Origin of the sequence: Lysinibacillus louembei (assembly GCF_033880585.1) — a bacterium.
GTDB classification, from domain to species: domain Bacteria; phylum Bacillota; class Bacilli; order Bacillales_A; family Planococcaceae; genus Metasolibacillus; species Metasolibacillus louembei.
The window spans coordinates 1,153,101-1,172,456 of sequence record NZ_CP137624.1; the positions used below are offsets into that span (position 1 = coordinate 1,153,101).

Here is a 19,356-nt window from a genome sequence, read left to right on the forward strand (position 1 = left end):
TCAAGATACGCTTATTTTGGTTTATAAAAATCCCAAAAGTCAGTAAAATAAAAAAGAAGGAAAATTTTACTTGGGGTGATAGGACGATGTTCACAATGTTTCAATCAAAAAAAGAAGATATTGAGCAATTTAAAGCAAAGATTGACGAATTAAATGCGCAGCTCGATAAAAAGGATCACGAGTTTCAAATTTTTTTAAATGAATTACATAAAGAAATGATTTCAACAATTGAGCAGCATGATAAAGTAAATAACCAGCATGCTGTGTTAGGTCAAATGGTTGGCCGAATTTTAGAGGAATTTAATAAAGTAGAAAATAGCACGATTCAATCTAATCATATTGCTGAGGATGCTTTAAGCAAGGGCAATACATTAATTTCTTCCTCCAATCAAATGGTTACATTATCAGCTGAAAGCAAGCAGGCTGTCCATGAAGTTGAGCAAGTAATTGATTCTTTAGGCGAGCAATCGCAAAAAACATCTGCAAGCATGAGTGATTTAAGCGAACGCTCTAAGCAAATTGCAGAAATCGTTAACGTGATTGGTGAAATCTCTAACCAGACCAATTTACTTGCTTTGAACGCATCCATTGAGGCAGCAAGAGCAGGTGAGCATGGTAAAGGCTTCTCGGTCGTTGCTGAGGAAGTGCGCAACTTAGCAGAAAGTACAAAAACAAGCACTGAGGACATTGCAAAATTAACTAAGCAAATTGAAGAGCAAATTGCACAAGCTTATGAGAATAACAAAAATAATATGCAATTAGTAACAGCAGGCATCGAAAAAAGTGCAGCTACATCGACCCAAATTGATCAGCTATTACAAATTATTACGAATGTACAAAAGGGAATTAATGAACTATTAGGCTATATTAAAGATCAAAAAGTATCGAATGAAGATGTGATGAATAAGTTTAAAATGACAACAACTTTATTTGATGACACGAATCGTGTACTAACAAATCATATCGATGAATCTGAAATCGTAACAAGAAAATTACTTGAGGCAGTAGAGCAAGTGAAGCATTATCATACATCAAAACATTGATAGTGAGGAGAGATATGATGAAGCAACAAAAAATTGCGCATTTTTTAACACATCAAGTAGTTGAAGATATATATGATGAAGAGAATGTGCTGATTTGGATAGATTGGCGAGAGGCGGAAGAGGATTTAATTGATTACTTTAACGAGCAGCTGCCTATGTCAGATCGAATTGATTGTGAAATCATAGAAATAGACAAGCCTAGAGGGGTAGATATTACCTTATCTCTCAAAGAAAAAAAGCTCACGATTCCTTTCGCTGATGATGTGACAGATCGAGATAGTGCTATTCGAGCAATGCAGGAAATGATTGCTCCTCACTATCAGATTCGTTGGTTTATAGAATCGTTAGGTGGAGATACTCTAGCCTTTGTACTTCTTCCAACAGCACAATGGAATGAGCTAGAACGGCAGTTTGGTGAACGCAAAGTTCACTATTATTTCCATGTGATTGCAAAGGATAGTACAATGTTTCAAATGGATTTTGATGAAGTATCAGCATTGCTTGAAGCTAGGGAGAAAGAATTGCCAAATATATAAAATAAACAGCACTTAATGCGTTAGGCATTAGGTGTTTTTCATGTAGCGATTAAACTTTGCTATAATAAAATAAAAAACATCGGAGGCATCATGGCAAAAAAGAAAACAAAATTTACATGTAATTCCTGTGGATATGAATCAGCAAAATGGATGGGGCGTTGTCCAGGATGTGGACAGTGGAATACGATGATGGAAGAGGTAGAGGTCATTGTGAAGGGACCTCGTGGCGCTTTCCAGCATTCTAATGCGACATTGCAAAAGGCCGTACCGATTATGTCAGTAGAAACAGAGGAAGAGTCTCGTATCATAACGGAAATGACAGAGTTAAATCGCGTGCTTGGTGGCGGTATTGTGGCGGGTTCACTTGTGTTAATCGGTGGCGATCCAGGTATAGGGAAATCAACTTTACTGCTACAAGTGTCTGCACTGTTATCTAATCGTGGGCAGCGTGTGCTATACATTTCTGGAGAGGAATCGATTCGTCAAACAAAGCTGCGCGCAGAGCGTTTGGGTGTTAAATCACAGGAGCTGTATATTTATTCAGAGACAAATTTAGAGTTTTTAAATCAAACAATTGATGAAGTTCAGCCGAAATTTGTAGTGGTCGATTCGATTCAAACGGTGCATCATCCAGAGGTGACAAGTGCGCCTGGTAGCGTGTCGCAAGTTAGAGAATGTACTGCGGAGCTTATGCGCATTGCGAAAACGAAAAATATCGCCATTTTCCTTGTAGGGCATGTGACGAAGGAAGGGCAAATTGCAGGACCGCGCCTTTTAGAGCATATGGTGGATACGGTGCTGTATTTTGAAGGAGAGCGTCATCACAACCATCGCATTTTACGTAGCCAAAAAAACCGTTTTGGTTCAACAAATGAAATTGCGATTTTTGAAATGCTGCAGGCTGGCTTAAAGGAAGTGCTAAACCCATCTGAGCTATTTTTACAGGAGCGCTCACAAGGGGTAGCTGGTTCAACAATTGTCGCTTCGATGGAAGGTACGCGCCCAATTTTAGTTGAAATTCAATCGCTTATAACACCAACTAGCTTTAATTATCCGAAGCGTATGGCAACAGGAGTGGATCAAAACCGTGTCCAGTTATTAATGGCGGTTCTGGAAAAACGCATGGGTATGATGCTACAGGCACAGGACGCGTATATTAAGGTAGCGGGCGGAGTGAAACTGGATGAGCCTGCAATTGATTTAGCCGTTTTGACGTCCATTGTATCAAGCTTTAAAGATCAAGCTGTAAGAGCAACGGATTGCTTTATCGGAGAGGTCGGCTTAACAGGAGAGGTACGCCGTGTTTCTCGCATCGAGCAGCGTGTCCAGGAGGCGGCAAAGCTAGGCTTTCAGCGGGCCTTTATTCCAGCATCAAACATAGGTGGATGGGATTTCCCATCTGGTATTCAAGTTGTTGGTGTGGAAACAATTGGAGATAGCTTACGCCTCTGTTTTAACGAGCTCTAGTCAGGGTGTCAGGCACACAAACAATTCTGAATTGTTTGTGTGCCTGACACTTTATTCAAATAGCTGCTGCTGTTTTTCTAAGGCTTTTTTTCGTTGATATAATCGATAGATAGCAAGAGTGGTCAAGGCGGATACAATCATACAAAGGATGGCAGCAAAAAGGGATACATAGCTAAAGGCATCGTCTCTGTTTGCAGCATTGATAAAATTAACAATGCTGAAAATTACCATTGGAAGCAGGGTTAAAATGGAAAGCTTCAACCCTCTTTTCGTATAGGTTATTTTTGATGCATAATCCGAAAATAATTCATATGAACCGGCCGTTGCGTTCTTTCTTGTATAAATCCAACCACCGAACTGTTGAACAATAGTAATCCCACTCTCCTCTAAAAAGGTTATATATTCTTTCTGCGCCTTAACAGGCTGTCCATTGATTAATTCTAATCGGTAAATATATTGTTGGCTCTCATCTTTGATAAATGTGTAAAAGCGTAACTGCATCTTTTGAAAATGCCAGCCCTGTGCGCTCATTTCGTTTAGCCAAGCTTCTTCTTTGGCATCATCCACAAAAAATCGATATATTGTCTTCTTCATTTCTCGTTTTCCCCCTTCGTTATGAGTAATCCGTTTTCATATAGCTCATGTAATCGTTGTACTTCCTGCTCAACAATTGCCTTGCCTTCATCTGTAATGACATATTCCTTTTTACGTCCATCTTCTTCAAGTGGCATAATCCAGCTTTTCTTAACTAATGTTTGGATTGCACCATAGATGGTACCAGCACCAAGCTCTACTCGCCCCTTGCTCAGCTCTGAAACGAATTGCATAATTCCGTAGCCATGTCTCGGTTCGTAGAGAGCTAAAAGAATATAGTAAACCCCTTCTGTTAATGGGGAATGTTTCTCCATTGTAGTCACTCCTATCGTATGTCGTTATATCAGTTGTCGATATAAATAATATATCGTGTGTCGATATATCTGTCAACGATATATTTTTGAAAAATATTATAGGCTGTTCATCGCATTAAAACGCAGAACATTGTATAATTATTGTCAAGGAAAGGATGTGAAGGGATGTTAAAGAAAATTATTCAAATTGCCTTTTTATTAATCGGAGGAACGTTAGGCTTTATTTTTTTACCGCCATTATATGAGTTTATGCATTTATCTTCTAATCCGTGGCTTGACAATCCGATTGTGTCGATTATTCTAGGGGCGAGTTTGTTATTTGTCTTGTCATTTTTATTATCTGACTATTTTGTTAGGTTAATTGTTTGGATGGAGGAAGTGCTATTTAAGCTGCCAGTGGCTGATTTATTATTCGGTTCACTCGGCTTAATTGTCGGCTTGATTGTCGCATATTTTATCGGCTTTGCAGTGGAGCGTATTCCTGTTCCTGGTGTGGCAGAGGTGCTACCCGTAGTCTTTTCAATTATGCTCGGTTATTTAGGGTTCCGTATTGGCTTTAAGCAGAGGGAAGAGCTGTTGCAGCTATTTACCTCAAAAAATAGTGCGCAGAAAAAGAAATCAGCAATGCAGGAGGATGCAGCATTATCAAAGCTCTTGGATACGAGTGTTATTATTGATGGACGTATTGCGGATATTTCAGCAACAGGCTTTGTGGAAGGTGCACTAGTTGTTCCGCAGTTTGTGTTAACTGAGCTGCAGCATATTGCAGATTCATCTGATACATTAAAGCGTACGCGTGGTCGCCGAGGCTTAGATATTTTAAAGAGACTACAGGATGAACGCGCATCGCAAGTATTGATTGTAGATGATGATTTTGATGATGTGCAGGAGGTTGACCTAAAGCTTGTTCGCTTAGCAAAACAGCGCAATGCACAAATTTTAACGAATGATTTTAATTTAAATAAAGTATGTGATTTACACAATGTGCAAGTATTAAATATTAATGATTTAGCAAATGCAGTGAAGCCTGTTGTCATTCCAGGTGAAGATATGCAGGTTGTCGTTATTAAGGATGGCAAGGAACATAACCAAGGTGTTGCCTATTTAGATGATGGCACGATGATTGTTGTAGAGGGTGGTCGTAGCTATATCGGGCAGGCGCTTACAGTGACGGTAACGAGCGTGCTACAAACATCAGCAGGGCGGATGATTTTTGCTAAGCCAAAAGAAAGTTAGGAAGTGAGCGAATGCAATATGAAGTAGTGTTACCTGCTGCAGGCAGTGGAAAGCGAATGGGGGCAGGGCAAAATAAATTGTTTTTGCCACTTTTAGAAAAACCTATTTTAGTACACACACTAGAAATATTTGAGCAGGATAATAATTGCACAGGTATTTGGCTAGCAGTAAAGCCTGAAGAAAAGGCTTTTATTGAAGGATTGCTTGAACGCTATAGTATTACGAAAGTAAAAGGTTTACCTGCTGGTGGCGAGGAGCGACAGCATTCTGTTCATTCATGCTTGAAGGCGATGAAGCAGGTGGAAATCGTTCTAGTACATGATGCAGCTAGACCCTTTATTACCGAGGAAATTATTGCACAATTAGCGACAGTTGCTTATGAAAAAGGTGCAGCGATTGCTGGAGTTCGTGCGAAGGATACGATGAAAAAGGTACGTGGCACAGTAATTGCAGAAACGGTTGAGCGTGATAATTTATGGTCAATTCAGACACCACAGGCATTTCGCTTTGATTTATTAGCGGAGGCTGCGGATGTGGCAGAAAAAGTTGGCTTTTTAGGTACAGATGAGGCTATGCTTGTGGAACGACTTGGACATGAGGTGCATATTGTTGAAAGCAGCTACGAGAATTTGAAAATGACGACACAAGAGGATTTATTATTCGGTGAAGCGATTTTACGTAAGCGTGCGCATTAAAAATGAGGACTGGCAATTGCCAGTCCTCATTTTTAATTTTCTACTGGTGCAAAGCGTTCTTCAATAATTGCACGGTTCTTCTCTTTAAATAAATCGTTGTGTGAGGATACCATGCCGTAGCGATAAGCATCAGGCTCTAAGTATGTTTTAATTGAATTAACTGCATTCGCGGCATCTTGGAAAGTGCCAATAAGCAAGTTGACCTTGCCTTCAAATGATAAAATATCACCTGCTGCGAAAATGCCAGGCTGTGCTGTTTCACCTGTCGCCTTGCCTTCAAAGTAATAGTCATCCTTTTTAGGAATAGCGATCGCTTGGTCAAATTCTAATGAGGCTTCATAATTGTAGCCGTGGCTGACAATGACCTCATCAATTGGGCGGACAATGCTTTCCTTTGTGATGGCATTTTCACATGTAACGAATTGAATAGCGGTTTTATCTGCATTAGATATGAGCTTTGTAATGGTTGTATTGCATTCAATTTTAACACCAGCATTGATTGCCTCTTGAATTGTTGCCTCATGAGCAGATAGTTTTTCCTTACGATAGATGACTGTAATGCTTTTAGCAAGTGGGCTAAGCTCTACTGCCCAATCAATAGCAGCGTTACCACCACCAGAGATAATAATATCCTTGTTAACAAAGCGTTGGTATGATTGCACAGTATAATGTAGGTTGGCCATTTCATATTTTTCTGCGCCTTCTAAAGTAAGTTTCTGTGGATTAATAATGCCCCCACCTACAGCTAGCAGTATTGTTTTTGAATAATGAAGGCTACCATCAGCTGTGTGTATGATGAATAAATCATCTTGGCGCTCTACGAAGTCAACCTTTGTTCCTGTTAAAATAGTTGGGTCAAACACCTTTGCTTGCTCAACTAATTGCTTCACAAATTGTCCTCCAAGTACGGGAGGGTGGCCGCCAACATCCCAAATTAGCTTTTCAGGATAAAGTAGCACTTTCCCACCAAGCTCTTGCTGACTTTCAATCAGCTTCGTTTTTAGCCCACGCAACCCGCTGTAAAAAGCGCTGTACAATCCAGCTGGACCACCACCGATAATTGTTACATCATATATATTTTGCATTTATGTCGCTCCATCCTTAATAAAATGGTAATTTTTAATTGATAACGATTATCATTATTGATTATTTTTTATCATAGCATGAAATTTTAGAAAAGAAAAGAGCAGTAGTAACAATAAGAGCCTACTTTACGATAAAGCTCTGTAACTCATAATGGCTTGTTGAAAAGATTTAACAAACAGATGAAAATAAAACGAATTGTTGCAAACAGTCGTAATCTTTTGTAACCTTATAAAAACACAAGTATTATTATATGATTAATTAGAAAATTGAAGGGATGTTTTGTTGTTATGAATTTAAATGAATGGCTGAATGAAAAAGTACCAGCAATTACGAGCTCTTTAGATGATATAAATAAACAATATGTGGACATTGAAAATTCAATTGGCTTTGTTGGTCGTGACCAAATTTATAAAATTTTAGATAAATTTCATGAAGTGTTGTTCCCAGGTATTTACACGACGCCACCGATTGATGAGGTACGTATTAATATCATAAGCAGCAATAAATTGCGTGAGGCTGCACTTGATTTACGCGATATTATTGAAAAAGTGCTTATTTATAATATGGAAGATAGCGACCCAACGAAATGCGGTACTTATTGCCGTGACCATGCAGATAAAATTGTGATGAATTTAGTAGCGCGCTTCCCAATCATTCGCAAGGTGTTGCAAACGGATATTCAAGCTGCTTACAACGGAGATCCAGCGGCGCTATCAACAGAAGAGATTTTGCTAAGCTATCCATCAATTGTGGCAATGTTTATTCATCGTATTGCACATGAATTGTATGAAATGGGTGTGCAAATTGTACCGCGTATTATGTCAGAGCATGCACATCGTTTAACGGGGATTGATATTCATCCTGGAGCATCGATTGGCGAATCCTTCTTTATCGACCACGGTACAGGGGTAGTAATTGGGGAGACGTGTACGATTGGTAAAAATGTTAAGGTCTATCAAGGCGTAACGCTAGGGGCATTAAGCTTCCCGCTTGATGCGAATGGCAATCCGATTAAAGGCATTAAACGTCATCCGAATATTGAGGACAATGTAGTTATTTATGCGGGTGCAACGATTTTAGGTGGAGAAACGACAATCGGTCATGATTCCGTATTAGGAAGTAACATTTGGTTGACGCATTCTGTGCCGCCATATTCTCGCGTTTATAATTCACAGCCATCACCGAATATTAGCAATAGCCAGATGAAAAATATTGAATACCATATTTAAAGGTTTGTAGAGCGTATCTCAAAATGATATTTTTGGGCACGCTCTTTCCTATTTCAACGGAAATTTTGGTATGATAGAAAGTAAATACGTAATTAAAGGAAGATGAATATGTTTCGAGTAGGACAAGGCTATGATGTACATGCATTTGCGGAAGGGCGCAAATTAATTTTAGGCGGTATTGAAATTCCGCATGAGCGAGGGCTTTTAGGACATTCAGATGCGGATGTTTTATTACACACAATTACGGATGCGGCGCTTGGCGCAATTGGTGAAGGTGATATCGGGCGTCATTTCCCTGATACAGACCCAGAGTGGAAGGATGCAGATTCAGCAAAATTACTGCAATATATTTGGAAAATCGTTGAAGAGAAAGGATATGTGCTAGGAAATGTAGATGCGACAATTATGGCACAGCGTCCTAAAATGGCACCATATATTGAGCCGATGCGTAACCGAATTGCAGAGCTATTAAATGCGGATGCATCTCAGGTAAATGTCAAGGCTACAACGACAGAGAAGCTAGGCTTTGTTGGTCGTGAGGAAGGGATTGCGGCATTAGCAACAATTTTATTAATCAAAAAATAAGCGATGGCTGCGAGGGAATGGTGTATTAGGCTTTTTCTCGCAGTTTTTTCGATTGATATTTTACACACATTGAATTGTGGTATCCCTACTTTTATTTGTATAGGGACAATGGTAAAATGGACAAAGTTAAGTAGGTCGGGAAATTTTTTTTCAGGACTTAAAATATAGGAGGCTTTTACAATGACGAAAGAAGTTCGTGTTCGTTATGCGCCATCGCCAACAGGTTTTTTACATATTGGTGGAGCGCGTACAGCATTATTTAACTATTTATATGCCAAGCATCATAACGGCAAATTTATCGTGCGTATCGAGGATACAGATATCGAGCGTAATGTAGAGGGTGGAGAAGCATCGCAGCTTGATAATTTACGCTGGTTAGGTATCACTCCTGACGAATCTATCGACATCGGTGGTCCTTATGCACCATATCGCCAAATGGAGCGTCTTGATATTTACAAGGAGCATGCAGAGCGTCTACTTGCAGAAGGGAGAGCATATAAGTGCTTCTGTACGTCAGAGGAGCTTGAGGCATCCCGTGAAGCACAAAAAGCAAACGGTGTTGCTGCACCAACTTATGACGGTAAATGCCGCAATTTAACAGCGGATGAAGTCGCAGCGAAGGAAGCGGCAGGTGAAGCGTACACAATTCGTATGCGCGTACCAGCAGATACAACGTATAAATTCACGGATTTAGTACGTGGTGAGGTTGTTTTTGAATCGAAGGATATCGGTGACTGGGTGCTAGTAAAAGCAAACGGTATTCCAACATATAACTATGCGGTAGTGTTAGATGATCACTTTATGGAGATTTCACACGTATTCCGTGGTGAGGAGCATTTATCGAATACGCCGAAGCAAATGATGATTTTTGATGCGTTTGGTTGGGAGTATCCGCAATATGGTCATATGACATTAATCGTGAATGAAGACCGTAAAAAGTTATCGAAGCGTGACGAAACGATTATTCAATTCGTTGCACAATATAAAGATTTAGGCTATTTACCAGAGGCAATGTTCAATTTCTTCGCACTGCTTGGCTGGTCGCCAGAAGGAGAAGAGGAAATTTTCTCGAAGGAGCAATTTATCGAATTATTTGATGAAAAGCGCTTATCAAAATCGCCTTCAATGTTCGATAAAACAAAGCTTACTTGGATGAACAACCAATACATTAAAAAACTATCACGTGAAGAGGTTGTTGCATTAGCATTACCACATTTACAAAAAGCGGGTCTTTTACCTGCTGAGCTAAACGGAGAGCAAGCGGCATGGGCTTCTGAATTAATTGGCTTATATCACGACCAAATGAGCTTTGGTGCTGAAATTGTGGAGCTTTCAGAGCTGTTCTTTAAAGAGGAAATTGAGTACGACACAGCGGCTACAGAAGTGTTAGCTGGTGAACAAGTGCCAGAGGTTATGACAGCATTAAAAGCGCAGCTAGAAGCGTTAGAAACATTTGATGCTGAATCAATTAAAGCGGCGATTAAAGCTGTGCAAAAAGAAACAGGACATAAAGGCAAAAACTTATTTATGCCAATTCGTGTTGTAACAACAGGGCAAACACATGGCCCAGAGCTACCAAATGCAATTGCATTAATTGGTAAAGAAAAGGTGCTTGCTCGCGTAGAAAAATATGCGAACTAAATGATTGCTTTTTTTGCACATTTTTGTACAATGAAGCTACTATATGATAAAAGCATTGATAAGGAGAAGTACGTCACGCATGCTCAACAAGAGAGGACTACCACTGGCTGAAAGTAGTCTGAGCCTAGGCAACACGGAAATGCACCTTTGAGCGCTTCGCTGAAACGAGAGTAGGCAAGCCGAAGTCGTCCCCCGTTAAAAGGACTTAGAGCGGAGAGTGGCGGATTTGTCGCTTTCAAGCAGAGTGGAACCACGCTAATTACGCGTCTCTGTCACAAGTTTTTGTGACGGAGGCGCTTTTTATTATTATTAAAAGGAGCGAAAAAAATGAGCATTCAAATTTTTAACTCATTAACACGACAAAAGGAAACGTTTGTGCCGTTAGAAGAAGGCAAGGTCAAAATGTATGTGTGCGGACCGACTGTTTATAACTATATTCATATTGGCAACTCGCGTCCTGTTATCGTTTATGATACGGTGCGTCGCTATTTACAATATGCAGGCTATGAAGTGAAGTTTGTATCTAATTTTACAGATGTAGATGACAAAATTATTAAAGCAGCAAATGAGCTAGGTGAGGAAGTATTTGAGTTGACTGAGCGCTTTATCGATGCGTATTTTGATGATATTACAGCACTAGGCTGCCACAAAGCAGATGCGCACCCGCGTGTAACAGAGCATATGGACCACATTATTGAATTTATTAAAGTATTAATTGATAAAGGTTATGCATATGAATCAGCAGGGGATGTTTATTACCGTACACGCAAATTCAATGGCTATGGCAAATTATCGCATCAATCCATTGATGATTTGAAGGTTGGTGCACGTATCGAAGCTGGAGAGAAGAAGGAAGATCCGCTTGATTTTGCCTTATGGAAGGCAGCAAAGCCAAATGAAATTTTTTGGGCTAGTCCTTGGGGCGATGGTCGACCAGGCTGGCATATTGAGTGCTCAGTGATGGCACGCGAGCATTTAGGTGATACAATTGATATCCACGCAGGTGGTCAAGATTTAACATTCCCACACCATGAGAATGAAATTGCGCAATCTGAGGCGCACAATGACAAAACATTTGCGCGCTATTGGATGCACAATGGTTACATTAATATCGATAATGAAAAAATGTCGAAGTCATTAGGGAATTTTGTATTAGTGCATGATATTCGTCAGCAAATTGATCCACAAGTACTGCGCTTCTTTATGCTATCTGTACATTACCGTCAGCCAATTAACTTTGCACAGGATTTAGTGGAGGCAGCTCGCACAGGCTTAGAGCGAATTCGCACAGCATATAGCAACGTGGAGCATCGTCTTGCAACGTCAGCTGATTTAGTAGATAACGCGGATGAATGGCTAACGCAAATTGCGGCAATCCAGCAGCAATTTGAAGAGGCGATGAATGACGACTTCAATACAGCAAATGCGATTACAGCATTATTTGAATTAGCTCGTTTAGCAAATATTTATACGACAGAAAGCAATACAGAGCAAAAAGTTTTACAGGCATTTTTAACGACATTTGATGCACTTAGCGCTGTTTTAGGTATTGTGTTAAAAGTGGAAGAAGAACTGTTAGATGAGGAAATCGAAGCATTAATCGAAGAGCGAAATGCGGCTCGTAAAAATCGAGACTTTGCACGCTCAGATGAAATTCGTGACCAATTATTGAGCCTAAATATCGTATTGGAAGATACGCGTCAAGGTACACGCTGGAAACGAGGGTAATAGTATGTCAGAGCTTCGAAAAGAAGATGTTAAACAATTAAATGCGCTCGCGCTTGCTTATATGGGCGATGCGGTACTAGAGCAGAAGGTGCGTGAACACCTTCTGCGTATAGGACGTGTAAAGCCAAATACGCTACACCGAGAGGCAACGAAATATGTATCGGCAAGGGCGCAATCGATGATTGTCTATCGTTTAATAGAGGAGAACTATTTAACAGAGGACGAGCTTGCGGTATTTAAGCGAGGTCGTAATGCAAAATCAGGCTCCGTACCGAAAAATACAGATGTGCAAACATATCGTAATAGCTCAGGCTTTGAAGCGGTGCTCGGTAGTTTATATTTATTAGGGGAACTAGATCGCGTATATGAAATCATTGATTATGCAATAACAATCATAGAACAGTCGAAGGGAGTGTCGTAGATGACGGAGCAAACGAATGAAATGATTGCAGGGAAAAACCCTGTATTAGAAGCGCTACGTTCAGGTCGTGAAATCAATAAGCTATGGATTGCTGAAGGTGTGAAAAAAACAGGCGTTCAAGAGCTATTAGATTTAGCCCGCGAGAGAGGCGTACTTGTGCAATTTGTACCAAAGAAGAAGGTAGATCAGTTAACTGATGCGAACCATCAAGGAATTGTCGCAGCAGTCGCAGCGTATACTTATGCGGAGCTTGATGATTTATTTGCAGCAGCAGCACAGAAGCAGGAAGATCCATTTTTCTTAATTTTAGATGAGTTGGAGGACCCGCATAATTTAGGTTCTATTATGCGTACAGCTGATGCGGCTGGTGCACATGGAATTATTATTCCGAAGCGCCGTGCTGTAGGGTTAACGGCTGTTGTGGCGAAAGCCTCGACTGGGGCGATTGAGCATGTACCTGTTGTGCGGGTGACTAATTTAGCGCAAACGGTCGATGAGTTGAAGGATCGCGGCGTATGGATTGCTGGTACCGATGCTAAAGGCTCTGTCGATTATCGAAAAATGGATGCTACATTGCCATTAGCTATTATTATTGGCAGTGAAGGTAAGGGGATGAGCCGTCTACTGAAAGAGAAATGTGATTTCCTTTACCATTTACCGATGGTTGGGCATGTTACTTCGTTAAATGCTTCCGTTGCGGCGGCATTGCTTATGTACGAAGTATATCGTAATCGTCAAAGGCTATAAGATGCAAAATATTTTGCTAGTAGATGGCTATAATATGATTGGGGCATGGGCGGAATTACGACCTTTGCGCGATAAAAGCTTAGAAGATGCCCGTGATCGTTTAGTAGAATTGCTTGCTGAATATAAAGCATCAACAGGCTGGCGTGTTATTATTGTGTTTGACGCTTATCTTGTCCCAGGTACTGAACGATTATATGTGAAGCATGATGTTGAAGTGCTATTCACAAGGAAAAATGAAACAGCTGATGAGCGTATAGAAAAATTAACGAATGAGCTAAAGGCTAGAAAAGTACAAATTCATGTTGCAACTTCCGATATGACAGAGCAAAATGTAGTGTTTGGACAAGGGGCATTGCGTAAATCTGCTCGTGAATTGGAAATTGAAATGCAAATTATAAAAAATAACATTTCATCAAAAGTGAAAAAAACGCAAGTAGATAAGCCTGTTTCACGTATCCCTCTATCAAAAGATGTGGAGCTTGCCTTTGAAAAATGGCGGCGAGGCTTGAAGTAGAATGATCTATTTTGATAATATTTATGTTTTACGTAAGTAGGAAATAGTAAGCTAGTTGGCGTTCTACATAGCAGCCTTTTGCATTTTATTTTCCTTCTAGTTCAACTATACTATTGCTAACGATTCTTAAGTGACTGAGGTGAAGCGATTGCTTAAAAGTAGTAAGATGCCAACCAAACAGCAATTTGAAGAGCTTTCTGATAATGAGCTTGTAGAGCAAGTTCGTCTAGGTAATACAGATGCGCTAGACTTTTTAATAACAAAATACCGTTTATTTGTGAAGGCGAAGGCAAGATCCTATTTTCTTGTTGGTGCTGACAAGGAAGATATCGTACAAGAGGGCATGATTGGCTTATATAAGGCGATACGTGACTTCAATGGGGACAAGCTTGCTTCGTTTCGAGCGTTCGCTGAACTATGTGTAACGAGACAAATTATTACAGCAATTAAAACAGCAACAAGGCAAAAACATATACCACTTAATTCGTATGTGTCACTTGATAAGCCGATTTATGATGAAGAATCTGAACGGACTTTAATGGACATTATTACAAGCCCGATATCAGATGATCCTATGCATGCAATGATTAGTCAGGAAGAATTCAGCTATTTAGAAGAAAAAATGAGTGAAGTACTAAGCGAGTTAGAGCAACAAGTGCTAGCTTTATATTTAGAAGGTCGATCGTATTATGAGATTTCCGAATTGTTAAATCGCCATGTGAAATCAATTGATAATGCATTGCAGCGGGTGAAGCGAAAATTAGAGCGACATTTAGAGGTTGAGGGTATTCGCTAACTTGATTTAATAAGACCGATATAGAGGCCTTAATTGTTAGGGTGAATGCTAAAAAGTAATGGAATCCCTGCGTCTCTGCTGAATCAGTTCAAAATAAGAAGCTTGTTGACAGCATCATTGTTAGGTGTTAGTCTTGAAAAGACAAAATGCCGAAAAGGTGATGCGGGTGGCACAAAAAGTCATTATAAGCTGTGAAAAATGCGGCTCAAGAAATTATGCGATGCCTGTTAAACAAGGCGCAACAAAGCGATTAGAGCTCAAGAAATTTTGCGCACATTGCAATGAACATACGATGCATAAACAAACGATATAGAAGATATCATTGATTTTGGAGGTTAAGCTGGAATGAGTAAAGTAACAACTTTTCTGCAAGAAGTAGGCTCAGAAATGCGAAAAACAAGCTGGCCAAAAAGTAAAGAGTTAACAAAATATACAGTTGTAGTTATTGTGACAGTTGTAGTGATGGCTTTATATTTTTCGGTAGTGGATTTAGGTATTTCTGAATTATTCCGCTGGTTCTTAAGTTTGTAAAATAATATTGATATTTATGAAATAGCCCGTCCGTAGTTATAGCGGGTTTTTTCATTTGGTGAAAAACCTAATGCGAGTATTAAAATAAAAAAGGAGGGACGGACGACAAGTCCTTGTAGCTATGGAGAAAAATTGGTATGTAGTTCACACATATTCAGGTTATGAAAATCGCGTAAAAGCAAATTTAGAAAAGCGCGTTGAAACGATGGGGATGCAAGATAAAATTTTCCGTGTTATCGTTCCAGAGCAAGAAGAAGTGGATGTAAAAGAGGATGGTAAAAAGCGTACAGTCATGCGCAAAGTTTTCCCAGGCTACGTGCTAGTGGAAATTATTATGACGGATGATTCTTGGTATGTTGTCCGCAATACACCAGGTGTGACAGGCTTTATCGGCTCATCAGGTGGCGGCGCTAAACCAACACCATTATTGCCTGAGGAGGCTGAGCGCTTACTTGCACAAATGGGCATGAAAGATACAGCGCTTGGTGACATCGCAATTGAAGTTGGAGAAGTTGTTGAAGTATTAGAAGGACCATTTGCTCACTTCCAAGGTAAAGTGGAAGAGGTAGATGTCGAAAAATCAAAAGTCAAAGTTAGCGTTGATATGTTTGGACGCGAAACGATGATGGAGTTAAGCTTCGAACAAATTCGCAAAATCTAATCGGAATTTCAAAAGAATACTCTCGAAAATTATAAATTTGAATTTGATTATTATTTGTACTTGCGTATATACTATAAAAGTGATATCATTTCATAGGTCATACTGTAAATTGTTTTCAGTTGGCAAATGATAGATTTTTAATGTTATCGGCAAACTAGCTGACAGACAGATATTTGAGTGGGAGGGGCAACCCAATTACCACATCACGGACTTAAGGAGGTGTGTCTCGTGGCTAAAAAAGTTATTAAAGTTGTAAAACTTCAAATCCCTGCTGGTAAAGCTAATCCAGCTCCACCGGTTGGTCCTGCACTAGGTCAAGCAGGTGTAAACATCATGGGATTCTGTAAGGAGTTCAATGCTCGCACTGCTGATCAAGCAGGTTTAATCATTCCTGTTGAGATTTCAGTATTCGAAGATCGTTCATTCACTTTTATTACGAAAACTCCGCCAGCAGCAGTTCTACTTAAAGTAGCAGCTGGTATCCAATCTGGATCTGGTGAACCAAACCGTAAAAAAGTAGCAACGGTTAAACGTGATAAAGTTCGCGAAATCGCTGAACAAAAAATGCCAGACCTTAACGCTGCATCAGTTGAAGCGGCTATGTTAATGGTTGAAGGTACTGCACGTAGCATGGGTATTGTGATCGAAGACTAATTCCCATTTACTTGATGATGCATTTGTTTTTGGAAGGTTGCGGCACTTAAGTAGTGCGCAACCTTTATTCGTGGGAGGTAAAATTCCGCTATAACCACAATCAAGGAGGAAATTATAATGGCTAAAAAAGGTAAAAAACTGCAAGAAGCAGCTAAATTAATTGACCGTACTCAATTATATTCTGTAGAAGAAGCAATCGCGCTAGCACAAAAAACTAGCACAGTGAACTTCGATGCAACTGTAGAAGTAGCATTCAAATTAGGGATCGACACTCGTAAAAACGACCAACAAATCCGTGGTGCAGTAGTACTTCCACACGGTACTGGTAAAACTCAACGCGTATTAGTTTTCGCTAAAGGTGAAAAACTTAAAGAAGCAGAAGCAGCTGGTGCAGACTATGTAGGCGATGCTGAGTACATCCAAAAAATCCAACAAGGCTGGTTTGACTTCGATGTAATCGTAGCTACTCCAGACATGATGGGTGAAGTTGGTAAACTTGGTCGTGTATTAGGTCCGAAAGGCTTGATGCCAAACCCTAAAACAGGTACAGTTACTTTCGATGTAACTAAAGCAATCGAAGAAATCAAAGCTGGTAAAGTAGAGTACCGTGCAGCTAAAGATGGTATCATCCACGCTCCTATCGGTAAAGCTTCTTTCGAAACAGGTAAATTAGTAGAAAACTTCTTAGCTGTATTTGATGTAGTTCAAAAAGCAAAACCTGCTGCAGCTAAAGGTACTTACATGAAATCTGTAAACGTAACTACTACAATGGGCCCAGCTGTTAAAGTTGACGCTGCTAACGTAGTAATTAAATAATAAATATAGTTGACAACAGCTGAACTATTTGTTATAGTAGTTCCTGTTGTGAATTATCCATTTGTACCGTAGACAGTAGGTGTGCGTTAGGCACTTAATCATCCTACCGAGGACAACGGAATTCGGAATCTTTTTAAGATGATGACTTTCTGCCTCTATGTCTGCTTAGATATAGAGGCTTTCTTTTGTCGGTATAAATGACTCATTCTAATAGGAGGTGTCATCAAATGAGCAAAGCTGTTGAAACAAAAAAAGTTCAAGTACAAGAAATCGCTGAAAAGTTCCAAGCTGCTGCATCTGTAGTAGTTGTTGACTACCGCGGTCTTACTGTTGCTCAAGTAACAGAGCTTCGTAAACAACTTCGTGAAGCTGGTGTAGAGTTCAAAGTATACAAAAACACTTTAACTCGCCGTGCTGCTGAAATTGCAAACGTTGAAGGTATTAATGAACATTTAACAGGTCCAAACGCTATCGCATTCTCAAATGAAGATGTTGTAGCTCCAGCTAAAATTATTAACGAATTCGCTAAAAAGAACGAAGCGTTAGAAATTAAAGCAGGTATTATCGAAGGCACTATTGCATCACTTGAAGATGTTAAAGCTCTTGCAGAACTTCCATCACGCGAAGGTCTACTTTCTATGCTTTTATCTGTACTTCAAGCACCAGTGCGCAACTTCGCACTTGCAACGAAAGCAGTTGCAGAACAAAAAGAAGAACAAGGCGCTTAATCGCTACTGGACTTCACAAACTATTGGCGTAACCGCCTAAAATCTAAAATATAACCTAATGTAGGAGGAAATTAAAATGAACAAAGAGCAAATCTTAGAAGCTATCAAAGCTATGACAGTTCTTGAATTAAACGATTTAGTAAAAGCAATCGAAGAAGAATTCGGTGTAACAGCGGCTGCTCCTGTAGCTGTAGTTGCTGGTGGTGCTGCAGGCGCTGCTGAAGAAAAAACTGAATTTGATGTAGTACTAGCTAGCGCTGGTGGCGAAAAAATCAAAGTAATCAAAGTGGTTCGTGAAATCACTGGCTTAGGCTTAAAAGAAGCTAAAGAGGTTGTTGACAACGCTCCTAAAGCTCTTAAAGAAGGCATTTCTAAAGAAGAAGCAGAAGAAATCAAAGGCAAACTTGAAGAAGTTGGCGCTACTGTAGAAGTTAAATAATTTCTGCTTAAACAAATAAAAGACAAGCTCGTCGTATGACGGGCTTGTTTTTTTACCTAATTCTTTTGTGGGGAGGTGCTACGATATGTCAGAGCACTATTATTCTAATAAGCCGCAAGTAGAGAGCAAGCCACGTAAATGGAAATTTACATTGCTCGGATCGGAATTTGTATTTGAAACGGATGCGGGCGTTTTTAGTAAAAGTGAAGTAGATTTTGGCTCCCGTGTACTAATTGACACGTTTGAAATGCCTGTGATTGAAGGGGCGGTTATGGATATAGGTTGTGGCTATGGACCAATTGGGTTGGCGTTAGCGAAGGCTCATCCAGATCGTTTTATTTACATGATGGATATTAATTCTCGTGCCATTGCATTAGCACAAAAAAATGCAGAAATAAACGGGATTCAAAATGTACGAATAATCGAAAGTGATGGATTGGCAAATGTAATGCCCCAAACAGAAGTTGCAGCTATTTTAACTAACCCTCCTATTCGTGCGGGGAAAGAAACGATTTTTAAGTTTTATGATGAAGCGTATGAAATGCTAGTCGCTAGTGGTGAGCTGTGGGTTGTTATTCAAAAAAAGCAAGGTGCACCATCGACGGTTAGTCATTTGGAAGAGCTTTTTGCAGAAGTAGAAGTTGTTGAGAAGAAAAAAGGCTATTGGATCGTACGCGCGAAAAAATAAAAGCCTTAATTAAATTGCATGCTCAAAGAAATCGGGACAGAATTACATTGAGGTGTAATTAATTAAACAAAGTACTTTTTGTCAAGTCAATTCACTCTAAATTATTGACTTGACAAATTGACTGTGATAATATAATAAAATGCAAAATTATTATTTTGAGGAAGTATGCCCTTTTATATTAGAATTCTGATTTAATGGGCGTATGGA

24 protein-coding genes and 2 other annotated features are annotated in these 19,356 nt (G+C 39.7%); of the genes, 21 read left to right on the forward strand and 3 right to left on the reverse strand.

Features of this window, described 5'->3' with window-relative positions:
• Positions 1-95: 95 nt before the first annotated feature.
• The 3 genes from R6U77_RS05640 to radA all read left to right on the forward strand — a co-directional run bounded on the left by R6U77_RS05640 (position 96) and on the right by radA (position 3,046).
• Positions 96-1,043, forward strand: coding sequence for a methyl-accepting chemotaxis protein (locus R6U77_RS05640; RefSeq protein WP_319837762.1), 948 nt, complete (start codon positions 96-98; stop codon positions 1,041-1,043).
• Between the two features lie 17 nt (positions 1,044-1,060).
• The gene (locus R6U77_RS05645; protein WP_319837763.1) at positions 1,061-1,579 is read left to right on the forward strand and encodes a hypothetical protein; all 519 of its coding nucleotides are present in this window, start codon (positions 1,061-1,063) and stop codon (positions 1,577-1,579) included.
• A 90-nt stretch (positions 1,580-1,669) separates the two neighbouring features.
• On the forward strand, positions 1,670-3,046 hold the full coding sequence (radA, locus tag R6U77_RS05650; RefSeq protein ID WP_319837764.1) for a DNA repair protein RadA: 1,377 nt from the start codon (positions 1,670-1,672) through the stop codon (positions 3,044-3,046).
• A gap of 51 nt (positions 3,047-3,097) precedes the next feature.
• Here the strand turns inward: radA and R6U77_RS05655 are convergent, their stop codons facing one another.
• Entirely contained in the window at positions 3,098-3,640 is a 543-nt protein-coding gene (locus tag R6U77_RS05655; RefSeq protein ID WP_319837765.1) for a DUF2812 domain-containing protein, read from the reverse strand.
• A complete protein-coding gene (locus R6U77_RS05660; protein ID WP_319837766.1) occupies positions 3,637-3,954 on the reverse strand; it encodes a PadR family transcriptional regulator in 318 nt (105 codons plus the stop codon). The genes R6U77_RS05655 and R6U77_RS05660 overlap by 4 nt, the downstream gene beginning before the upstream one ends.
• Positions 3,955-4,119: 165 nt before the next feature.
• Between R6U77_RS05660 and R6U77_RS05665 the strand changes: the two genes are divergently transcribed.
• Together R6U77_RS05665 and ispD are read left to right on the forward strand one after the other, a co-directional pair.
• Entirely contained in the window at positions 4,120-5,190 is a 1,071-nt protein-coding gene (locus tag R6U77_RS05665; RefSeq protein WP_293924049.1) for a PIN/TRAM domain-containing protein, read from the forward strand.
• A gap of 11 nt (positions 5,191-5,201) precedes the next feature.
• A complete protein-coding gene (ispD, locus tag R6U77_RS05670; RefSeq protein ID WP_319837767.1) occupies positions 5,202-5,885 on the forward strand; it encodes a 2-C-methyl-D-erythritol 4-phosphate cytidylyltransferase in 684 nt (227 codons plus the stop codon).
• 32 nt (positions 5,886-5,917) lie between these two features.
• On the opposite strand, the gene R6U77_RS05675 is transcribed toward ispD, so the two are convergent.
• On the reverse strand, positions 5,918-6,970 hold the full coding sequence (locus R6U77_RS05675; protein ID WP_319837768.1) for an NAD(P)/FAD-dependent oxidoreductase: 1,053 nt from the start codon (positions 6,968-6,970) through the stop codon (positions 5,918-5,920).
• 288 nt (positions 6,971-7,258) lie between these two features.
• Between R6U77_RS05675 and epsC the strand changes: the two genes are divergently transcribed.
• From epsC to R6U77_RS05755, 16 genes are all read left to right on the forward strand, one after another.
• Positions 7,259-8,200, forward strand: a complete 942-nt coding sequence (epsC, locus tag R6U77_RS05680) for a serine O-acetyltransferase EpsC (RefSeq protein ID WP_293924057.1) — start codon at positions 7,259-7,261, stop codon at positions 8,198-8,200.
• Between the two features lie 108 nt (positions 8,201-8,308).
• Positions 8,309-8,785 carry a 2-C-methyl-D-erythritol 2,4-cyclodiphosphate synthase gene (ispF, locus tag R6U77_RS05685; RefSeq protein WP_319837769.1) on the forward strand — a complete coding sequence of 159 codons (477 nt, stop codon included), beginning with the start codon at positions 8,309-8,311 and terminating at the stop codon, positions 8,783-8,785.
• A 180-nt stretch (positions 8,786-8,965) separates the two neighbouring features.
• Complete coding sequence (gene gltX / locus R6U77_RS05690) at positions 8,966-10,426, forward strand: glutamate--tRNA ligase (RefSeq protein WP_319837770.1); 1,461 nt, start codon at positions 8,966-8,968, stop codon at positions 10,424-10,426.
• 46 nt (positions 10,427-10,472) lie between these two features.
• Positions 10,473-10,700 (forward strand) — a binding site (T-box leader).
• A gap of 53 nt (positions 10,701-10,753) precedes the next feature.
• A complete protein-coding gene (cysS, locus tag R6U77_RS05695) occupies positions 10,754-12,154 on the forward strand; it encodes a cysteine--tRNA ligase (protein ID WP_319837771.1) in 1,401 nt (466 codons plus the stop codon).
• 4 nt (positions 12,155-12,158) lie between these two features.
• Positions 12,159-12,575: a Mini-ribonuclease 3 gene (locus tag R6U77_RS05700; protein ID WP_293924065.1), complete on the forward strand. Its 417-nt coding sequence runs from the start codon at positions 12,159-12,161 to the stop codon at positions 12,573-12,575.
• Positions 12,576-13,322: a 23S rRNA (guanosine(2251)-2'-O)-methyltransferase RlmB gene (rlmB, locus tag R6U77_RS05705; RefSeq protein ID WP_319837772.1), complete on the forward strand. Its 747-nt coding sequence runs from the start codon at positions 12,576-12,578 to the stop codon at positions 13,320-13,322.
• Between the two features lies 1 nt (position 13,323).
• Positions 13,324-13,836, forward strand: a complete 513-nt coding sequence (locus R6U77_RS05710; protein WP_319837773.1) for an NYN domain-containing protein — start codon at positions 13,324-13,326, stop codon at positions 13,834-13,836.
• Between the two features lie 166 nt (positions 13,837-14,002).
• On the forward strand, positions 14,003-14,632 hold the full coding sequence (gene sigH, locus R6U77_RS05715) for an RNA polymerase sporulation sigma factor SigH (RefSeq protein ID WP_293924070.1): 630 nt from the start codon (positions 14,003-14,005) through the stop codon (positions 14,630-14,632).
• A gap of 133 nt (positions 14,633-14,765) precedes the next feature.
• On the forward strand, positions 14,766-14,945 hold the full coding sequence (rpmG, locus tag R6U77_RS05720; protein WP_406601079.1) for a 50S ribosomal protein L33: 180 nt from the start codon (positions 14,766-14,768) through the stop codon (positions 14,943-14,945).
• Between the two features lie 32 nt (positions 14,946-14,977).
• On the forward strand, positions 14,978-15,163 hold the full coding sequence (gene secE, locus R6U77_RS05725; RefSeq protein ID WP_293924072.1) for a preprotein translocase subunit SecE: 186 nt from the start codon (positions 14,978-14,980) through the stop codon (positions 15,161-15,163).
• 121 nt (positions 15,164-15,284) lie between these two features.
• On the forward strand, positions 15,285-15,824 hold the full coding sequence (gene nusG, locus R6U77_RS05730) for a transcription termination/antitermination protein NusG (RefSeq protein ID WP_293924075.1): 540 nt from the start codon (positions 15,285-15,287) through the stop codon (positions 15,822-15,824).
• A gap of 228 nt (positions 15,825-16,052) precedes the next feature.
• Positions 16,053-16,478, forward strand: coding sequence for a 50S ribosomal protein L11 (rplK, locus tag R6U77_RS05735; RefSeq protein WP_042478596.1), 426 nt, complete (start codon positions 16,053-16,055; stop codon positions 16,476-16,478).
• A gap of 117 nt (positions 16,479-16,595) precedes the next feature.
• Positions 16,596-17,294: a 50S ribosomal protein L1 gene (gene rplA, locus R6U77_RS05740; protein WP_293924076.1), complete on the forward strand. Its 699-nt coding sequence runs from the start codon at positions 16,596-16,598 to the stop codon at positions 17,292-17,294.
• Positions 17,295-17,342: 48 nt separating this feature from the next.
• Positions 17,343-17,487, forward strand: a sequence feature (ribosomal protein L10 leader region).
• Between the two features lie 34 nt (positions 17,488-17,521).
• Entirely contained in the window at positions 17,522-18,022 is a 501-nt protein-coding gene (rplJ, locus tag R6U77_RS05745) for a 50S ribosomal protein L10 (RefSeq protein ID WP_293924078.1), read from the forward strand.
• A gap of 76 nt (positions 18,023-18,098) precedes the next feature.
• A complete protein-coding gene (rplL, locus tag R6U77_RS05750) occupies positions 18,099-18,461 on the forward strand; it encodes a 50S ribosomal protein L7/L12 (RefSeq protein ID WP_319837774.1) in 363 nt (120 codons plus the stop codon).
• Positions 18,462-18,546: 85 nt separating this feature from the next.
• Entirely contained in the window at positions 18,547-19,149 is a 603-nt protein-coding gene (locus tag R6U77_RS05755) for a class I SAM-dependent methyltransferase (RefSeq protein ID WP_319837775.1), read from the forward strand.
• The last annotated feature ends 207 nt before the right edge of the window (positions 19,150-19,356 follow it).

Bases quoted from the DNA above. Each gene is read 5' to 3' on its own strand.
- R6U77_RS05640 (WP_319837762.1), top strand. From the start codon at position 96: ATGTTTCAATCAAAAAAAGAAGATATTGAGCAATTTAAAGCAAAGATT.
- R6U77_RS05645 (WP_319837763.1), top strand. From the start codon at position 1,061: ATGAAGCAACAAAAAATTGCGCATTTTTTAACACATCAAGTAGTTGAA.
- radA (WP_319837764.1), top strand. From the start codon at position 1,670: ATGGCAAAAAAGAAAACAAAATTTACATGTAATTCCTGTGGATATGAA.
- R6U77_RS05655 (WP_319837765.1), bottom strand. From the start codon at position 3,640: ATGAAGAAGACAATATATCGATTTTTTGTGGATGATGCCAAAGAAGAA.
- R6U77_RS05660 (WP_319837766.1), bottom strand. From the start codon at position 3,954: ATGGAGAAACATTCCCCATTAACAGAAGGGGTTTACTATATTCTTTTA.
- R6U77_RS05665 (WP_293924049.1), top strand. From the start codon at position 4,120: ATGTTAAAGAAAATTATTCAAATTGCCTTTTTATTAATCGGAGGAACG.
- ispD (WP_319837767.1), top strand. From the start codon at position 5,202: ATGCAATATGAAGTAGTGTTACCTGCTGCAGGCAGTGGAAAGCGAATG.
- R6U77_RS05675 (WP_319837768.1), bottom strand. From the start codon at position 6,970: ATGCAAAATATATATGATGTAACAATTATCGGTGGTGGTCCAGCTGGA.
- epsC (WP_293924057.1), top strand. From the start codon at position 7,259: ATGAATTTAAATGAATGGCTGAATGAAAAAGTACCAGCAATTACGAGC.
- ispF (WP_319837769.1), top strand. From the start codon at position 8,309: ATGTTTCGAGTAGGACAAGGCTATGATGTACATGCATTTGCGGAAGGG.
- gltX (WP_319837770.1), top strand. From the start codon at position 8,966: ATGACGAAAGAAGTTCGTGTTCGTTATGCGCCATCGCCAACAGGTTTT.
- cysS (WP_319837771.1), top strand. From the start codon at position 10,754: ATGAGCATTCAAATTTTTAACTCATTAACACGACAAAAGGAAACGTTT.
- R6U77_RS05700 (WP_293924065.1), top strand. From the start codon at position 12,159: ATGTCAGAGCTTCGAAAAGAAGATGTTAAACAATTAAATGCGCTCGCG.
- rlmB (WP_319837772.1), top strand. From the start codon at position 12,576: ATGACGGAGCAAACGAATGAAATGATTGCAGGGAAAAACCCTGTATTA.
- R6U77_RS05710 (WP_319837773.1), top strand. From the start codon at position 13,324: ATGCAAAATATTTTGCTAGTAGATGGCTATAATATGATTGGGGCATGG.
- sigH (WP_293924070.1), top strand. From the start codon at position 14,003: ATGCCAACCAAACAGCAATTTGAAGAGCTTTCTGATAATGAGCTTGTA.
- secE (WP_293924072.1), top strand. From the start codon at position 14,978: ATGAGTAAAGTAACAACTTTTCTGCAAGAAGTAGGCTCAGAAATGCGA.
- nusG (WP_293924075.1), top strand. From the start codon at position 15,285: ATGGAGAAAAATTGGTATGTAGTTCACACATATTCAGGTTATGAAAAT.
- rplA (WP_293924076.1), top strand. From the start codon at position 16,596: ATGGCTAAAAAAGGTAAAAAACTGCAAGAAGCAGCTAAATTAATTGAC.
- rplJ (WP_293924078.1), top strand. From the start codon at position 17,522: ATGAGCAAAGCTGTTGAAACAAAAAAAGTTCAAGTACAAGAAATCGCT.
- rplL (WP_319837774.1), top strand. From the start codon at position 18,099: ATGAACAAAGAGCAAATCTTAGAAGCTATCAAAGCTATGACAGTTCTT.
- R6U77_RS05755 (WP_319837775.1), top strand. From the start codon at position 18,547: ATGTCAGAGCACTATTATTCTAATAAGCCGCAAGTAGAGAGCAAGCCA.